This is a genomic window from Candidatus Aminicenantes bacterium, from assembly GCA_011049425.1.
Classification (GTDB): Bacteria; Acidobacteriota; Aminicenantia; order UBA2199; family UBA2199; genus UBA876.
The window spans coordinates 1-17610 of record DSBM01000007.1; the positions used below are offsets into that span (position 1 = coordinate 1).

Here is a 17610-nt window from a genome sequence, read left to right on the forward strand (position 1 = left end):
ATCCGCGCCGCGTCAGCCGCCTGGTCACGCCGATTCTGTGGTTGTTTGTCGTGTTGCCCCTGGTCGGCACGGAATCCCCCATTTTTCGCCTTGAGGAAGTGCTGCGGGCGGGTCATTTCGCGAGATTGCCGCAAGTGTTTGCCGACTCCAGTTATGCTGTTTTGACGGATTATTTCCGCGAGGCGCGGGACCTGCGCCTGGTAGAGGAAGCGGCGGACCAGGCCACCGCGTATGTCAAGTTCCCCCTGCACGCGGAGATCGTGCATCTGGCATTCCAGGCGGACCAGGGGCGGTTTTCCCGCCTGGAGTTGACCCGCATGCTCTATCCGCTTGAGTACATCCGGGGGTTTTCCGCCGTTGATTCCCGGGGGGTAGAAATTGTGCGTGGGGACGCCCGCCTGCGCCTGCACGCGGGAGCGGCCCTCGTGGCGCGGCCGTTCGGGCGCCTGCTGTTGTTTTCCGGCCGGGGCGACTTTCACGTGACGCCTGCGGATGCGGAAGAGCGGCTGACCCTGAGGCGTTTGCGCGGTGGTTCCGAGATGACGGCGGATTTCGATTCATTGGTGTGGTTGTCGGATTCGCGCTTAACCCTGCATATGATTGAATCGGATGCGGTTTCCACCGAGTCCGAGACGCCGGCGGCCGCTCACCAACCATTGCTGGAACGGTTCAACCGCCAGTTCGGCATATTTGTTCCTGGTTTTAATGAATACTGGTATCCGCGTTTTTCCGATTCGCTCAGCCTTATGATGTTCAAGGAAGCGGGCGGCGCTTTTTTTCATTTTCAGCATAACCCCAGTTTCGTGCCCGATACCACCATGGTGGAATTACCGGCCTGGCGCTACCTGCTCAGTTACAATCGCGAAGCCGGAATAAAGATCTCCTTGAACGCGCAGGATTACTTGGACAAGCTGGACCTGGAGCTGATTCTTGATCCGGCGTCGCGCCGGGTGCAGGGGACGTCGCACTTGCGGTTCAAAAGAGACACCGGGTTCATGCGCTTTGTTCTCAACCCGCAAATGACGGTTCACGCGGCTTTGTCGAAAACCGCGCCCAAAGTCGAGGTGTTCAGCCCCGGCGGGGTTGTGCGTTACCTGCGCGGTGAACGCATGCGCGATGTCATGATCCGCTACTCGGGCAAAATTGAGCCCGCGGAGGGTGATAACGTTCCCCGGTGGGATGAGCGTTTCAGTGATCCGCGTCGCGACTGGGACCCGTTCATTTTATGGAATCGCGACACCCGCTTTTATCCCGGCCTGGAAACCCATCGATTCCAGGAGATGGATGTACGGATCTCGCTGCCGGCGCGTTACCGCTGCCTGGTTTCGGGACAGCTTGAATCCGAAACGGTGGCGGCGGGACAGCGAATGTTGCGTTTCAAAAGCCCGGCGGTCAAAGGCCTGGGACTGGTGTGTGGCGATTTCATGCCGCGCATGCGGGTGGAGGCGGCGGTAGCCGTTGAGGTGTACGCCGCCCGCGACCTGGTGATGCAGCGCAAGCTCGAAATCAGTGATATACAGCCTGCAGTCGACTTTCTGGTGGAAGCCTACGGACTTCCCACGTCCAGGGTGATCAACCTGGTGTTGCGGCGCTGGCACGAATACGGCGGCATCAGCAACCAGGGCCTGGTGGTTCTCAACGTGCCCGGACCCCGCGAGAGTCGCAAAGAAACCCTGCGGCGTCGCATTATGGGCAATCGTCCCGTGATTATCACGGATCTGTACCGTGACAGCCTGGTTCACGAACTGGCGCATCAGTGGTGGGGAGGGGAAGTTTCGTGGAATTCCTATCGGGATATCTGGATCACCGAGGGACTGGCGCAGTTCTCCACCCTGTTTTTTCACAAAAAACACTTGTCCGATCGGGCGTATGCCGCGGCGGTGCGCGACATGAAGCGCTGGGTGGTGCGCCACAGTCATGTCGGTCCCCCGGTTTACGGACCGCGTATCCGCAATCTCGGCGACGATGTGGAAGCCGTGCAGAGCGTGGTCTACAACCGTTCCGCGCTGGCGTTCGCCATGCTCACCGAGATCCTGGGCGAAAAAGAGGTGTTTCGTCGCTTGCGGGCGATATTGGAAAACAGGCGCTACCACAGCCTGACTTCATCGCAGTTCATTGCGGCTTTCAGTGAAGGCAGTCCCAGGCTGAAACAATTCTTTGCCGCCTGGATTTACTCGCGCCGCCTGCCGCGATTGGATGTGGCCACCCGTTTCAGCGGCAATGAAGTGAAAGTAAAGTTGACCCAGGACGCGGATTTTGTGATTCCCCTGCAAGTAAAGGTGTCTACAAAAGATGGGATCTCTCTTTACCCGGTGGTCATGGAGACTGAACAGCTGCGGTTGAATTGGCGTGAGGTATCCAAAGTGCGCAAGGTGGAAGTCCGGGCAATGTACGCGCCGCTTGTATTCGACTGAGGTCAAAAGCAGGGCGGGTCCGCCTTTGTTTTGGCCCATGATTGTGGTAACATGATGGCATCAGGAGACAGTGCATGAAACGAGTTCTTGCCGTGGTTCTGCCGGGGTTGCTGCTGGGGATGTATTGCCTGCAGGCGGCCACGCGAAAGATATCCGACCTTCCCGAAAAATACCGTAAATGGCTGACCGAGGAGGTTGTTTACATCATCACCCAGGTTGAGAAAAACGCTTTCCTGCAGCTGGATAATGACCGCGAGCGGGATATCTTTATCGAGGCGTTCTGGAAACAGCGGGATCCCAATCCCAATACCGAAGAAAACGAATTCCGCACTGAACACATGGAGCGCATCGCCTATGCCAACCTCTGGTATGGCCGGGAAGAACCCGCGCCGGGATGGCGTTCCGACCAGGGAAAGATCTACATTATCCTAGGTAAAGCCAACCAGGTCAACAAGTACTACAACCTGTCGGAAGTCAAGAACATGGAGGTTTGGTTTTACTCGCCCAAACCGGAAATGGGACTCTACAACGCGTTTAACGTGGTGTTTTTCAAACACAGTCCCACGGAAACTTTTCGCCTCTACAGTCCCATCAAGTACGGCCCTGCGGCGCTCTTGAACAACTTCCGGGGCGATGTGGTCGACCACCAGGCCGCTTACAACGAGTTGTACAGGGTGGATCCGGCCATCGCCAATGTTTCGCTGACACTCTACCCCAACGAAACCCATGTGACCGGATCCCCGTCCATCTCTTCCGAGATTTTGATCAACTCCAAGATCCCCCAGGCTCCCAGCGTCAAGGTGAACACGGGTTACGCTGAAAAAATCGTGAAGTACCGGGGAATTGTCAATGTCAACTACCTGGTCAACTACGTGGAGCGGGACGCCATGGTACGCGTGTTGCGGGATCGATCGGGGATCGCGTTTTTGCACTACATTATTGAGCCCAAACGCCTGACCCTGGAACGCTACGATGATGACCTGTATACCACCATTGAGGTCAGCGGACGCATCACCGATCTGGAGGGAAAGACCATTCACCAGTTCAACCGCAAGAGCCCCGTCAAAATGGAAGCCGGCCGGACTTCCGCCCTGACCTCGCGCTCATTCAGTTTCCAGGACCTGATTCCCGTGATGAGCGGCGTTTTCAAATACAACATCCTGTTGCGCAATTCGGCCCGGGATGAATTCACCACCATCGAGGGCGATATGCTGGTTCCGGACTACCAGGGTTTGGGCATGTCTCCCCTCCTGCTCTCCCACCATACCACCCCGGATTCCGGAGCTCGTTTTAAGCCGTTTCTCCTGGGCGATACCCAGTTGGTGCCCTCTCCGCGCAACGATTTCAACTCCTCGGACACCCTCACCCTGCATTTCCAATTGTACGATGTGCCCGCAGAGTTGAAAGCGTCGGGGCGGATCGAGGCGGCCATCCGCGCCGACCGCGATAAAAAAGTGGTGTGGTCAAAGAAGTTGGCAATGGCCGAGATGCCGGCCACGGACAATGTGTTTTTATCGCTGCCCCTGCAGGATTTTCCCACCGATTATTTTAATGTGGATGTCCGCGTGATGGATCACAACCAGCGGCCGGTACTGCAGGAGCAGGCTTCCTTCTATATCGCGCCTTACCGGCTGCGGCGGGCCGTGGTCATGTCGCTGCCCTATTCTCGGGACAAAGCCGCGGTGAACAGCCACATCCTGGGCAACCAGTACCGCCTGTCGGGAAAACTCGACAAGGCCCGGGGCCTGCTGGAACGTGCTCACAACGCTGATCCGCTTTCGCCTCTTTACGCCAGGGATTATGCGGGTCTCTTGCTCTACCTGAAAGAGTATGATCGCCTTCCCGATGTGATCCGCCCGTTCCTGGAGGGTGAACACAAGAACATGTTCCTGATGATCCGCGTGGAGCTGGCGCGTCGCCGCGGGGATTGGCAGAGCGCGCTGGACCTGGGAGAAGAGTACCTGAAACACAACGGCATCAACCGTCATGTCCTCAATGTCATGGGCGAATCCCTCATGCACCTGGGCAACCGGGATGAGGCCATCCGTTTGTTTACCCGCTCCCTGGAAGAGGAGCCCAACCAGCCGTCGGTGCGGGAGATGGTTGAGAAACTGAAAACGGAGAAAAAAGATGGCGCGAAATCAAATCAAAAACCGCAATAACATCGGGGTTGCTTTTTTATTGGTTCTCCTGATTGGTTTGTCCGCCTGCAGCCACCTGCAGCGCATGGAAAAGCAATTGCCTCCCGGTGATCGTGAGTTCATCCAGGAGGTTCGCTACATCATCACCACGGAAGAGCGCAAACAATACGTCAACATTCCCGCTGAAGAGCGGGCCGAGTTCCGCCGCAATTTCTGGCGCCGCCGTGATCTCACGCCGGACACGGAGCGCAACGAATACAAAGAAACCTATTACGCCCGGGTTCAGGAGGCCAACCGCTTGTTCCGCAGTGAGGGCAATGAGGGCTGGTTGACCGACCGCGGCCGTGTTTTCGTGCTGCTGGGGCCGCCGGATCACCGCCAGGTTTATCCCATGGGCTATAGTTTCTATGAACCCCCGGTCGAAGTGTGGCGCTACGGTTTTTTCCCCATCATTTTCGTGGACCGCTTTCACCAGGGCAAGTACGAGATGGCCGCGGCCAACGCCTATTATCTCAACGCGGTGTCCCAGGCCCAGATCATGCTGAATAAGCCCCATGAAGCCCTGGAAAAAGACGTGCGGCCCAATTTTGGTATCGATACCAAAGCGGAAGGCGTGGGCACGCTCAGGGTAAACCTGGAGATTCCCTATGCCCTGTTGCTGTTCACCCGGGAGGGTGATGAGTACAAAGCCGTACTCGAAGTCCAGGCCGCGTTAACCAGCGCGGATGAAAGCGAGGTTTGGAGCATGAATCGCGCCTATGCCTTTTCAATCACGGAAAAGCAACTCGACCAGGTGAGCCGCGGATACAAACTTGACTTTCCGGCCGAAGCCGGCGCCGCCGGCGATTATGTTTTGACGGTGCGTGTCTCCAATAAAGGGGATGACAAAGTGGCTGAGCAGAGTGTGAATGTCCGGGTGCGCTGACCCGGCGGATAATCGATATGCAATGCAATAGTCGGAGGCAACCATGAAGCACAGAGTATGGATTGTTTTGGTAGTGACGGTGATCGCTGTCGGCCTGCTGGCCCCCCCCATGGAGGCACAGCGTTTCAGCCGTGGCAAAGCCAGATTGAGCGGTGAAGTAAAGGATGAAGCGGGCAATCCCATTGCCGGCGCGCAGGTGGAATTGATTTTCGAAGATGAGGTTTCCAAGTTTAAAACCACCACCGACGAGAAGGGGGAGTGGGCGGTGATCGGTCTGGGCAGCGGACAGTTCCGCATTGTTGTGACCGCGGATGGCTACATCCCGTCCCAACAACTGGTCGCGGTCAGTCAATTGAATCGCAATGACAAGGTCATACATACACTGAAAAAGGCCGAGCAGCCCATTATGCATGAAGACCTGCTGGAATACCTGGAACAGGGAAACACCCACTTCCAGGATCGCGAATTCGACGAGGCGATTGTTGAGTTCCAGAAGATCCTGGACAAACACCCGGAGATGTACGCGGTGTTGTTTAAGATCGGTGATTGTTACCGAGAGAAGCGCGACCTGGACAAGGCCGAAGAAATATACACCAGGGTGGCCGAATTGGCGACTGCCAAAGAAGACAACAGCGTGCACGCCCAGGCGCTGGGCAACCTGGGGGCCATCAGCATTCAACGCCAGGATTTTGACCAGGCCAACCAGTATTTTCAGCAGGCAATCAGCCTGAACCCCGAAGACGAAATCCTGGCCTATAACGTGGCCGAGATCAATTTCAACAACAACAACGTGGACCTGGCCATCAAGTACTATCAGATGGCGGCTGAAGTCAAGCCCGACTGGAGCCTGCCGCATCAGAAGCTGGGATATTCCTACTTGAACAAGGGGGATTTCGCGGCCGCCCGGGCCAGTTTCCAGAAATTTTTGGAACTGGAGCCCGAGGGTGAGCAGGCCGCCATTGTGCAGGAATTGCTCAGTTCCCTGCCGGAAGCCTGAAAAACACGATGTTTTCGCGCCCCGCTCACTGCGGGAGCGGGCGGGAATGAACACATGAGCCACTCAACCGCGAAAATTTGCCTGGTTTTGCTGGTGTTCACGTTTGCGGGAGTTTTCCAAGCGCAAGAGGCTACGCAATCCAGGGACAACCTGGCGTCCATCGTAACCATTCCCGATCCGTTTGTGCGCATGTCGGCCCTGGAGGATTTCTATCGCAGCAGCCTGAGGGACCCCGAAAAAAGCGAGATTGACCGCAACCTGTTGCTTCACCTGACCGATACCGCCTATCAGATCCGCAATTTCCCCCTGGTCCTGCGTTACGGTGAAGAGGGTCTTGCCCGGGACTGGAACAATCCCCGTCTCAAGATGGCCCTCTATTTTTACGTGGCCCGGGCATGCGAGGAGCAGGGCGTCAACACCGGCAAAGCTTTGCGGTACGCGGCATTCATCCGCGAGTTGGCGCGGGTGGTGGATCCCACCCGGGCGGATGCCTTGATCTGGAAGCAATTCGTGGCCCCGGCGCAACGCCTGTCTATGCGACTGCTTGCAAGCCGGGCAACAAACGCGAAGGACTGGCACAGTGCGCTCCAATCGGGAGTTTTCGCGCTGGAATTGGATGCCAATGAAGAAGCCGGCAAGGAATTGTACGAAACCGCCTTGCGCGCCCGCCTGGATGAGCATGGGCGCGCGGCCGCGGTTGCGGCCCTGCAAGCCCTGTGCCGGTCTCCCCTTGCCCGGCCCGAGTATCTGAATCGCCTGGCCTTCTGGCATTCACAGGATGAGCGTTCCGACCTAGCCGCCGAGCTGCTGATTACTTCCCATGGCATGAAGCGCGACCCCGCGGTGGCGTATACCATCGGCAAATTGTTGCAGAAGAGCCGTCTAAAGGAAGCGCTCGATTACCTGGCCGAAGCCGTGCAGAGTGGAGAAGGGGAAACAGTTACCCGGGCGCGGCGCCTGCTGGAGCACCTGTTTTTTAACGTGCATGCCGCGGATCTTTCCGCGGATGAACAAGAGAAAGAGTTTGCGCGCCTGATGCAGGCCGCGGCTCAGCGGGTTCGCGAAAAGAAAACCAAAGCCGCCACCCACTAATGGGGAATGTAATGCGGTTATGCGGACCCGATGCTCGCGGTCAGGATGGGTTCGACGTCTGAGGAAGCCTGTGGCGGCGGATCGCCCCACTCCAGGTTGAAGCCTCTTTCGCGCGCGCTCCATTCCAGGTGAGCGGCGGCAATGCCCATGTCTATGGTTTGCAGGTCGACCGCGGGAACTAGGCGCCGATAGCCGGGAGTGCGTGCCAGGTACAGGTTGAGTTCATTTTCCCTGACCAACACGCGCCAGGGCTGGCGATTGGATGCGGAAGGGGCCCGGCGCAGGTTTTCCAGCAGGGGGGCCAGGTCGGGACGGCTGGAGGGCTCAAATGGTTCGCCCCAGTCGCGGTGGAAACACAATTTTCCGATGGGGCGGCGCAAGCCTCGGCCCGAGCTCCAGCGAACCAGGCGGTCGCGCACGGTGCGGCGTGGCGCGGCAATGCCCAGGGCCACCACGGCGGGAACCTTTTCCTCAGGAGCAAGGTTCAGGACTTGTCCACAGGTGCGGCGGTCGAAAACGCCTCCGATCCAGCAACTCTGGATCTCTAGAAAAGTGGCCAGCATGAGGGTCGTCTGCATTGACCTGCCGAACTCCAGCCAATCCGACGTGTTTTCAGGTGCAGTGATGCCGGCCAGGTAAGCGGCGGGCCGGCGGATCATGCCGTAAGTACCGGTGGTAAACAGGTTCTCTTTGCGCAGATCGGAGGCATCAAAAAGGGCCAGGCGCAGAGGGGCCGGGGCGGTGCGGTTCAGGGATGCAATCGCAGCCAGAAGTTGTGATCGGGCGGAACCCGGCAAAGGCGCGCCGTTAAAAGTGCGACAGGAATAGCGTTGCGCCGCCAGGTTGGAAAAGTACCTGGTCAAGGGGTCAAATTCAGGCGGAAATGTAATGGGTTTCATTGAGAAAGATGATTTGCCGGGACGCGGAATCGAACCACGGACGCAGGGATTTTCAGTCCCTCGCTCTACCTACTGAGCTATCCCGGCAAATTCAGCCCAATCATACCCCAATGCAAAGCCGGCGTCAAGCCCCGGGCGGGGCTGACGTGTTTACTGGTTGAGGCGGGAACGGGCCTCTTCCACCAGTTTTTCAACGGCCTGCTCGTGCGCCTGGCGCAGGGCTTCCTGGTCGACGGTTTCACCTTCCGCAACTTGCGGTTCCTCAACGGTCACGTTTTCCAGCATGAGTTCGCGGGCGTCAGTGGAATAGGGGGCTTCTTCCAGCGCAACCGCTTCGGCCAGGTAGCGCAATCCCTCGTCCAGGTCGACGATATAGGTGAGTTTGCCGATGGTATGGGCTTTGCGCGCGGTTTTCTCTCGTGCGTATGAGAGCTTGAGGTACTTGCGCGCCTCGTTCTCGATGCCCTCCCGGACCAACCATGCGGCCAACTGGTCCTGGTGTTCCAGATCGGCGTTGGGGATATCGGCAATCACCTTCAGTCCCTCGATGGCTTTTTTGATATTGTTGTATTCGCTGTAGAGTTTCTTGCTGAAGTGAAATACAAAGCCGGCCGAGCGGGCGGAATGATCGATGCGGTACACGCGGATGGAATTTTCCAATGCCTTGATGATATCCTCTTCACCTTCGGCCCGGGCTTCCAGGGCCGCGATCTGGATGCGCAGGGCCGGCGCGGTGAGCAGGCGTTCCACCTGGGCGCTGTCCGCCGTGCCGGTGAACTCAAGGATCTCGTCGGCGATCTTGGTGGCGGCCGCAAGATCTTTTTTGGCGTAGATTTGCGTGTAAGCCAGTTGCAGATTTACCATGGCTTTGTCCATGGCCGACATCTGCTGGTTTTTCAAGGCCATGGCCGCGTATTTTTCGACTTTATCGTATTGCTTCAAAGCGCCGGCGGTTTCCACCAGGTGGAGAAACAGGGTCGGGCTCTGGTATTTCTTTTTTTTGCCGTATGTGTCCATGTATTCCTCGAGCTTCTGCATTTTGAGCTCGGGGTCTTTCTCAGTAATGGCAGCCAGGTACAACTCGGCCTTCTTGTCGGCCTGGAGTATGGCGGCGCCGGCTGCAAAGGCGATAACCAGAATAACGGCGACGAACCTCTTCATGACTTCCTCCTCTTTTGGAGCCCCGAATGGATTTGGGGCGCAGGAATCAATGGGTTTTAGCATAGCAAGGCGTGAATAGAAAGTCAAACAACGTGAATGCTGATATTTGCCGAAACCCTCATTGGTTGACGGATTTGCCGCGCTGTGCTAAAGTGGAAGCCCATGCACCGGGTACTCCTCATCGTGATTCAGTTCGCCGTTGTGTTATTTGCCATCTCGATCCACGAGGCGGCTCATGCCTGGATGGCTGACCGCTGCGGAGATGCCACCGCGCGCTTCATGGGCCGGGTCAGCCTCAACCCCGTGGTGCATATCGATCCGGTCGGCACCATCCTTTTTCCCCTGATCCTGGCCTTGATGGGCGCTCCCGTATTCGGCTGGGCCAAGCCGGTAATCGTCAATCCCCGCAATTTCCGGGACCCGCGGCGTTGCCACATGCTGGTGGCCGCGTCCGGACCCGGGTCCAACATCCTGGCGGCCCTGGCCACGGCCGGGGTGTTCCAGGTGCTGCAACAGTTTGGACTGGTCAGCCTGTACCAGGGAGGGACAAACATTCAGCCCCTGTCGATGCTGCTGATCTACCTGGTGCTGATCAACCTCTATCTGGCGGTGTTCAACCTGATCCCCATTCCGCCCCTGGACGGCAGCGCCATCCTCAAGGGGGTGCTGAAGGGCGAGGCCCGGAACGCCTACCTCAGCATGGAAAAATACGGCTTCATCATCCTGCTCGCATTGATCTTTTTCGGCGGACTGGAAATCATCGCCCGCCCCATCTTCCGGCTGGTCATCTGGTTGCTGAGTTAAACCATGTGCAACGAAACAAAACCTGTAAAAAAAAGAATTGTCATGAGTGGCATGCGCCCCACCGGCCCCCTTCACCTGGGGCATTGGGAAGGGGCGTTGCGGAGTTGGCTGAAACTGCAGGCGGAATGCGAATGCTACTTTTCCATCGCGGACTGGCACGCGTTGACCACCGAGTACGCGGACCCGGCCGCCATCAGCGGCAACGTAAAGGAAGTGCTGCTGGACTGGCTGGCCGTGGGCATCGACCCGGAACGCAGTGCGGTGTTTCGCCAGTCGGCGATAAAGGAGATCCCGGAGCTGTTTCTGCTCTTTGGCATGATCGCGCCGCTGGGGCGCCTGGAACGGGTTCCCACATTCAAGGAACAGAAAGCCCAACTCAGTGACCGCGACCTCAATACCTTCGGTTTCCTGGGCTATCCCCTGTTGCAGACGATCGACATCATCGTGGTGGGTGGAAACACCGTCCCCGTCGGAGCAGACCAGGTTTTTCACATTGAATTGGCGCGGGAGATGGTGCGGCGTTTCAACCAGTTTTACGGCGATGTGTTTGAGGAACCCATGGAGTTGCTCACGCCCCAATCGCGCTTGCCCGGATTGGATGGCCGCAAGATGAGCAAGAGTTACGGCAACGTGATCAACCTCAGCGACAGCGCCGAAACCGTGAAAAAAAAGATCCTGCCCATGAAAACGGATATTCGCCGCCAGCGCCGCACCGATCCCGGTGTTCCCCGGGACTGCCCGGTATTTGCTTTCCACCAGTCCTTCAGTTCGGACGCGGAAATTGCGCAAGTGGACGAGGGCTGCCGTTCCGCCGCTATCGGCTGCATTGACTGCAAGCGCATCCTGATCGCCAACCTCAACCGTTTTTTGGACCCGGTGCGCGAAAGGCGGGCCCGGTTCGAAAAAGTCAACTTGGACGACCTGCTGGCTCCAGGCAACATGCGGGCCCGGGAACGGGCCGCCCGCACCCTGGACGTGGTGCGGAAACAGGTAAAGATCTAGTGCAGGCGGATGGTTACCGGGTTAGGACCGAGTCCTTTGAGGGCCCGCTTGACCTGTTGTTACACCTGATCCGTAAAAAAAGGATGAACATCATGGATGTGCGGATTTCCGAGATTACCTCGGAATACCTGCATTACCTGGAAGATCGGCGCGGCATCAACCCTTCACGTGAAGGCGACTTCCTCATGACCGCGTCCACCCTGATTTACATTAAGTCGCGTTCCCTGCTGCCCAAGCCCGATTCCGTGGTGGAAGATTCCGAAGAGAGTCGCCTGCTTCACTCCCTGGTCGAATACGACAAGGTCCAGAAAATCGCCCGGCTGTTGCAGGAAAAGGAAGGCGGGCAACTGGTGCTGTGGCGCCGCCAGGAAGTACCGGGAAATTTCGAAATCCGCGAGTACGAACTCGAAGAGGTCTCCTCTTTTCAATTGGCTGAGCTGTTCCTGAATCTCGTCAAACGCAGTGAACGGGAGCGGGTTTTTTACATTGCCGGCAAGAACTACTCTGTTGAAGAGAAACGGGTGGAAATACTGGGCATGCTGGACCGCGACGGATTTATCGATTTCGTGGCCTATGTGGCCGGGCTGGACTCCATTGAAGAGGTTCTGGTGAGTTTCTTTACGCTGCTGGAACTGGTCAAGTTGCGTCTGGTTGTGGCGGTGCAGAAGCGCCTGTTCGATTCCATTTCGGTTTGGAAACAAACCGCCGGGGATGAATCCGGAGATCATGGACACTGATTGCGCATTCAACTCAGTCGAGGATCGCCTGGCTTTCCTGGAGGCCGTGCTCTTTGTTTCCCGGGAACCCATCTCGCCGGACCGCCTGGCGGATTATTTCGCCTGCCGGGACGCGGCCGAATTTGCGGCACTGATTGAAGCCTTTGAAGCGCGATTGGCCCGGGCCCATCGGGGCCTGCAGTTGCATCGCAGCGGCGGAGGTTTGCAACTGGTTACGCGGAAAGATTGGCACGAGAAATTGAAAGCGTTTTTTGCCGTACGGGCCCATTCACGGCTCACGATCGCGTCTCTGGAAACCATGTCGATCGTGGCTTATCGTCAACCCGTGACGCTTGCGGAGATTTGCGAGATGCGCGGGGTAAATTCGATCGGACCGGTCAAAAACCTTTTGCAGAAAAAGATGATCCGCATCAGCGGACGCAAGAAAGTTCCCGGCCGCCCCGCCCTTTATTCCACCACCCGGGAGTTTCTCAAGTACTTCGGCCTCAACGATCTTTCTGAACTGCCCTCGCTTGAAGAGTTGACGGAAATGTTTGAAGAGAAAGAACAACCTTCGCTCTTTTCTGTATGAGCCGGCACAGTCAAAGTCTAAAGTCGAAAGAAAAAGCAAGGTTCTCTGTTTCCTGCCAACTAATTCCACTTCTTTTCCGCCCTCAACTCTCTCAACTCTCTCAACCTGGTTTTTTTTGTTTGGGTCATTTGAATTTGTTTAGAATTTCGGATTTCGTGCTTCGGATTTAAAAAAGATGACAGGTATCAGGAGACAGGTGGCAGGGGCGGTTCGCGAAACGCCCTGTAGAACGTAGAAGGTCGGGGATCTCGGGAGAACTTGAAGAAGTCAGAATGTATGAGATCTCGGGAGAACTGTAGAAAAGGTAAAAGTTCCGGGTTTTTGTTTTTCCTTTAGACTTTTAACTTTAGACTTTCGACTGTGCCCCTGGCCCCCGGCCACTCGCCTCTCGCCCTTAATCATGCACCCCGAAATGGCTGTACTCGTCGTGGTATTCCCTCTCGAACTTTTTCCAGTAATCGGCAACCGAACGCTTCATGTCTTTGTGAAGCATGAGGATGCCGAAAAGGTTGGGGACGGTCATCAACACCACGGCCACGGCCGCCAGCGACCACACGACGGTGGTATCGATGAGGGCGGCGGCAAAGAAAGCCATGATGTAGGCAACGCGGTAGGGGATCAGGAAGCGGGTGCCCACCAGGAAAGTGACCGCGCGGTCGCCGTAGTAGGACCAGGAAATCACGGTTGAAAAAGCGAACAGCAGCAACCCGATGGAAACGATAAACTGGCCGTAGTAACCGAACAAGCCGTTGGTGAAGGCTTCGGCGGTCAGTACGGCGCTGTGAACCAGGGATTTTCCCGACAAGCTGACATCAGGACCCCGGATAACACCTCTTTCTATGAACAGTGGTCCGGAAAAAGGATTGCCCCACTGTTGTACGCGTACGTCTTCGGCAATTGAGCGCGCGTGGATCACGGTCACGGCGGCATCGGCAGCGATTCTTCCCTCCCGAACCTCCAACTCGCCGGAATAGGGGCGGATGTCGTCCGGTTGCAGGCCGCGGATATGAGCGCTCATGCGCGTCACATGCTCGGGGTTGTCTTGAAGGAAACGACCGGCCACGATTTCCATATCCGCACGCTGAAACACGTTGTCCACCTTGTGGGTCCAGGCTCCGGACGCCAGGATGGTCAGCCCGGTCAGGGTGCAGATCACCAGGGTGTCGATAAAGGGTTCCAGGATCGCGACCATACCCTCGGATACGGGCTCATCCGCGCGCGCCGCCGAATGGGCGATGGCGGCCGAGCCCTGTCCCGCTTCATTGGAGTAAATGCCGCGATTGACGCCGCGGTTGAACGCGTAGGCCATGGTGGCGCCCATGAATCCGCCCATCGCGGCGCTGCCCTGAAATACGCCTTTAAAAACCAGGGCGAACGATGGCAGGACGTTCTGCCAGTGAACCACGATCACGCTCAAGGCGCCGATAATGTAGACCGCGGCCATGAAGGGGACGATCTTTTCCGTTACCTTGGCGATGCGCTTGATGCCGCCGATAATGATGAGTGCCAGCAACACCGACAACACTGCCCCGGTAATCCAGGCGGGGAGTTGGAAGGTGGATTCGATCGAGGTGGCGATGTTGTTGATCTGGGGCATGTTGCCGGTGCCGAAACTGCAGATAATCGTTCCCAGGGCGAAAAGTACGGCCAGCCAGCGCATGTTCAACTTGTTTTTCATGTAGTACATGGGGCCGCCGGCGATGTAGCCCCTGTCGTCCACCTCGCGGTACTTGTGCGAAAGGGTGCACTCAACGAACTTGGTGCACATGCCGAAGAAAGCGGTGGCCCACATCCAGAACAGGGCCGCGGGCCCGCCGATATAAATGGCCAGTCCCACGCCGCCGATATTGCCCGTACCCACGGTTCCGGACAGGGCCGTGGCTAGGGACTGGAAATGAGACGTGTCTCCTTGGAAAGTGTCTTTTTCGTACTTGCCGGTCACGATGCGCCCGGCGTGGCGGAAATAGCGGATTTGCGGGAACTTGAGGTAAAGCGTAAAAAAGATACCGGTTCCAAGCAAGAGGAGGGGAAACCAGTTGCTGCCTCCCAGAAAGGTGTCCAGCATGACCAGAAAATTGTTCACTGTATCCACATCGACCTCCTGACTGAATTCGAGCGGGGATTGAAACTCCGGCAGTCTTTTTGTAGCACAGCCGTGAAAATCTTGCAAACCGCATTGGGGATGGACTAGAACAGGAGGCTCTCTTCATTCTGTGTGGGTTTGGTGGGGCTGGAGCTAATTCCTATTTGAAAAAAGGGAAAAGCTGCTGGAAAGTAACCTCTCGGGCATAATTCATCGCTCACCACTTCGGTCCGGACCCATTACGGTCTTCGTCGGTTTAAACCGACCACGGCGGTTGTTCGGGATGTAACCGCGGCCGGCTTTCGTCTTCGGTGAGTACCCCTCAGCCGACCATCCTGTCTCAGACCATGGGTCCCCGGAACCTACGCTTGCGTTCGCTTATGCTTTATGCCCTGCGGGTATGTATGCCCCATGAGTACTCCTTTCTACAACGCCTCGCCAATCATCGATGCGGATTTGCCCACACAAAATGCAATAGATCCCAACGATAAAACTTTAGATTGATTCCGATTGCTTCGGGTTCAGGCATTCCTTTATTGGTATTCACTCGATTGCCGGAGTTGAATGCGTTAAAGCTGTACTGTTGTAGTCCGCCCCCATGGGTTGGATATGTTATACTAAAAAAAGGATTGTTGCATGCAGGAAATCGATTTTCATTGCCACCTGGATAGTGAGAGTTTCGACGCCAGCCGCGTTGAGGCCGTGACCGAATGCTTTGATGCCGGTTTCAGCGCCCTGGTCACGGTGGCCGATCCCTACGAGAAAGAATCGCAAAGCCGAAGCCTGGAAGCGTTGGACGCTCACCCCAGGGTGTTTCTCATGGCCGCGGCTCATCCCCACAATGCAGACCAATACAGCCCCGAAGTCGAGCAGCGCCTGGAGCGCATGCTGAATCACCCCAAGACCATCGGTCTGGGTGAAGCGGGGTTGGATTTTCATTACGACCTGTCACTGCGTGAAAACCAGCAGCGTGTGTTTGAGCGCCAGGTCGCTCTGGCGGCGGAGCGCAACCTGCCCCTGGTGATCCACTCCCGCAACGCCGAGATGCTGGTGCTGGATACCCTGGAACGTTTGCAGTTTCCCGGCCACGTCGTGTTTCATTGTTTTACCGGCGGAGCGGAAGCCGCCGCTGAAATCATCAGGCGTGGATACGATCTGTCTTTTTCCGGCATTATCACGTTCCGCAACGCCGCCGCTTTGCGAAAGATCGCACGCCGCACGCCCATGGGGCGTTTTTTTACTGAAACCGATTCGCCCTACCTTTCGCCCGAACCGTTCCGCGGTCGTGCCAACCGCCCCCTGCGTGTACAGCAAGTGGTGTCCAGCCTGGCTCAGCTGCATGAAGTCAAGGCGGAAGCGGTCACTAACGCGGTGGCCCGTCGCCTGGAAGAGTGTTTTCACATACCCCGGAGGTCAACATGAAACCCGTTGTGTACTGGATTCCCGCGGACAAAGACGATACCGATCAACAACTGGCTTCCGCCCTGGGTCGTCTGTTGAAAGAGAAAAATCTGCTGGACTTTGTGCGTCCCCGCGACATGGTTGCCGTCAAGACCCATTTTGGTGAAGAGGGTACCCGGGGCTTTGTGCGCCCCAATCTGATGGCCGTGTTGGCCGCCGCGGTGCGGCGGCGCGAGGGGCTGCCTTTCCTGACGGAAACCTCGACATTGTACCGCGGGCGGCGTAGCAACGCCGTCGAACATCTGGAACTGGCCCGCGAGCACGGATTCACTCCGGAGGCAACGGGTATGCAGATTGTCATGGCCGACGGCTTGCTGGGAGATGAAGAGGTGTCCGTGCCCATTCAGGGAATCCACTTCCATAGTGTAAATATCGCCGCCCAGGTGGTCAAGAGCCAGGACATGGTGCTGGTCTCTCATTTCACCGGTCACGTGGCCGCGGGCTTCGGCGGCGCTCTCAAGAACCTGGGCATGGGATGCTCCAGCCGCAGGGGAAAGCTTATCCAGCATTCAACCGCGAAGCCCGGCATCAAGGCATCCAAGTGCACGGCTTGCGGCGAATGCGTGCACTGGTGCCCCCGGGACGCCATTTCGTTGCTGGAAGGTCACGCCGTTATCGATGACACCCTTTGTATCGGCTGCGGGGAATGCCTGGCGGTCTGCCGTTTTGACGCGGTCAAATTCAATTGGAAGGAAACCTACACAAACCTGCAGGAAAAGGTGGTTGAACATGCCATGGGAGCCGTTGCCGGCAAGGAAAACCGCCTTCTCTGCCTGAACTTTCTGACCCGTATCACCCGGGACTGCGACTGTATGAAAGGCTACGACCCGATTGCGCCCGACCTGGGGGTCCTGGTTTCCACCGATCCCGTGGCGCTGGACGCGGCCGGCCTGGACCTGCTGGAGAAAAGCAACGGCAAATCGATTCGTCAACTGGCCCATGATATTCCTTCACGGGCGCAATTGGATCATGCGCGGAAACTGGGATTCGGTAGTACCGAGTACAAACTGATTGAAGTGAAAAGTTGAAAGTGAAAAGTGAAAAAAAGGTGACAGGTATCAGGAGACAGGAAGACAGGTGGCAGGAGACAGTGTACGGGCGAAAAATTTTTCGCCGCTACTTTTCAACTTTGCTATTGGCGAGTGGCAAGAGGCTATAGGCGAGGGGAAGGAATCAGGGATCGATAGCTTTTGTTTTGAATTTTGGTTCTATTACGTTTCGTGTGGGTAAACATATATTGGGAATCAGTAAGCAGTTGTGAGGAAGAGTACCCGCAGGGCATAAAGCATAAGCGAACGCAAACGGCAGGTTCCGGGGCCCCAT

14 protein-coding genes and 1 tRNA gene are annotated in these 17610 nt (G+C 56.9%); 11 read left to right on the forward strand and 4 right to left on the reverse strand.

All coding sequences use genetic code 11. The features are described from left to right. The 5 genes from ENN40_00465 to ENN40_00485 all read left to right on the forward strand — a co-directional run. On the forward strand, positions 1–2414 hold a 2414-nt coding region (locus tag ENN40_00465; protein HDP93817.1), incomplete at its 5' end, for a hypothetical protein. 74 nt (positions 2415–2488) lie between these two features. Beyond that, positions 2489–4576: a GWxTD domain-containing protein gene (locus ENN40_00470; GenBank protein ID HDP93818.1), complete on the forward strand. Its 2088-nt coding sequence runs from the start codon at positions 2489–2491 to the stop codon at positions 4574–4576. Next, positions 4545–5480, forward strand: coding sequence for a GWxTD domain-containing protein (locus ENN40_00475; protein ID HDP93819.1), 936 nt, complete (start codon positions 4545–4547; stop codon positions 5478–5480). Before ENN40_00470 ends, ENN40_00475 begins: the two co-directional genes overlap by 32 nt. A 43-nt stretch (positions 5481–5523) precedes the next feature. Beyond that, a complete protein-coding gene (locus tag ENN40_00480) occupies positions 5524–6477 on the forward strand; it encodes a tetratricopeptide repeat protein (protein ID HDP93820.1) in 954 nt (317 codons plus the stop codon). Positions 6478–6531: 54 nt separating this feature from the next. Then, positions 6532–7569 (forward strand): hypothetical protein, encoded by a 1038-nt coding sequence (locus ENN40_00485; protein HDP93821.1) that lies wholly within the window; start codon positions 6532–6534, stop codon positions 7567–7569. 17 nt (positions 7570–7586) lie between these two features. Here the strand turns inward: ENN40_00485 and ENN40_00490 are convergent, their stop codons facing one another. The 3 genes from ENN40_00490 to ENN40_00500 all read right to left on the reverse strand — a co-directional run bounded on the left by ENN40_00490 (position 7587) and on the right by ENN40_00500 (position 9629). Further along, entirely contained in the window at positions 7587–8468 is an 882-nt protein-coding gene (locus ENN40_00490; GenBank protein HDP93822.1) for a hypothetical protein, read from the reverse strand. A 14-nt stretch (positions 8469–8482) separates the two neighbouring features. Next, positions 8483–8555, reverse strand: a tRNA-Phe gene (locus tag ENN40_00495). Between the two features lie 63 nt (positions 8556–8618). Then, on the reverse strand, positions 8619–9629 hold the full coding sequence (locus ENN40_00500; GenBank protein HDP93823.1) for a hypothetical protein: 1011 nt from the start codon (positions 9627–9629) through the stop codon (positions 8619–8621). A 162-nt stretch (positions 9630–9791) separates the two neighbouring features. Here ENN40_00500 and ENN40_00505 point away from each other — a divergent pair, with 162 nt between their 5' ends. The 4 genes from ENN40_00505 to scpB all read left to right on the forward strand — a co-directional run bounded on the left by ENN40_00505 (position 9792) and on the right by scpB (position 12743). Next, positions 9792–10433 carry a site-2 protease family protein gene (locus ENN40_00505; GenBank protein ID HDP93824.1) on the forward strand — a complete coding sequence of 214 codons (642 nt, stop codon included), beginning with the start codon at positions 9792–9794 and terminating at the stop codon, positions 10431–10433. Between the two features lie 3 nt (positions 10434–10436). Next, positions 10437–11435, forward strand: a complete 999-nt coding sequence (gene trpS, locus ENN40_00510; GenBank protein HDP93825.1) for a tryptophan--tRNA ligase — start codon at positions 10437–10439, stop codon at positions 11433–11435. An 83-nt stretch (positions 11436–11518) separates the two neighbouring features. Further along, positions 11519–12172: a hypothetical protein gene (locus tag ENN40_00515; protein HDP93826.1), complete on the forward strand. Its 654-nt coding sequence runs from the start codon at positions 11519–11521 to the stop codon at positions 12170–12172. Continuing rightward, a complete protein-coding gene (gene scpB, locus ENN40_00520) occupies positions 12147–12743 on the forward strand; it encodes an SMC-Scp complex subunit ScpB (GenBank protein HDP93827.1) in 597 nt (198 codons plus the stop codon). Before ENN40_00515 ends, scpB begins: the two co-directional genes overlap by 26 nt. A gap of 394 nt (positions 12744–13137) precedes the next feature. On the opposite strand, the gene ENN40_00525 is transcribed toward scpB, so the two are convergent. After that, positions 13138–14835, reverse strand: coding sequence for a sodium:alanine symporter family protein (locus ENN40_00525; GenBank protein HDP93828.1), 1698 nt, complete (start codon positions 14833–14835; stop codon positions 13138–13140). 627 nt (positions 14836–15462) lie between these two features. On the opposite strand from ENN40_00525, the gene ENN40_00530 reads away from it, so the two are divergent. Beyond that, a complete protein-coding gene (locus ENN40_00530; GenBank protein ID HDP93829.1) occupies positions 15463–16248 on the forward strand; it encodes a TatD family deoxyribonuclease in 786 nt (261 codons plus the stop codon). Next, positions 16245–17315, forward strand: a complete 1071-nt coding sequence (locus tag ENN40_00535; GenBank protein ID HDP93830.1) for a DUF362 domain-containing protein — start codon at positions 16245–16247, stop codon at positions 17313–17315. The genes ENN40_00530 and ENN40_00535 overlap by 4 nt, the downstream gene beginning before the upstream one ends. Positions 17316–17610: the final 295 nt, after the last annotated feature.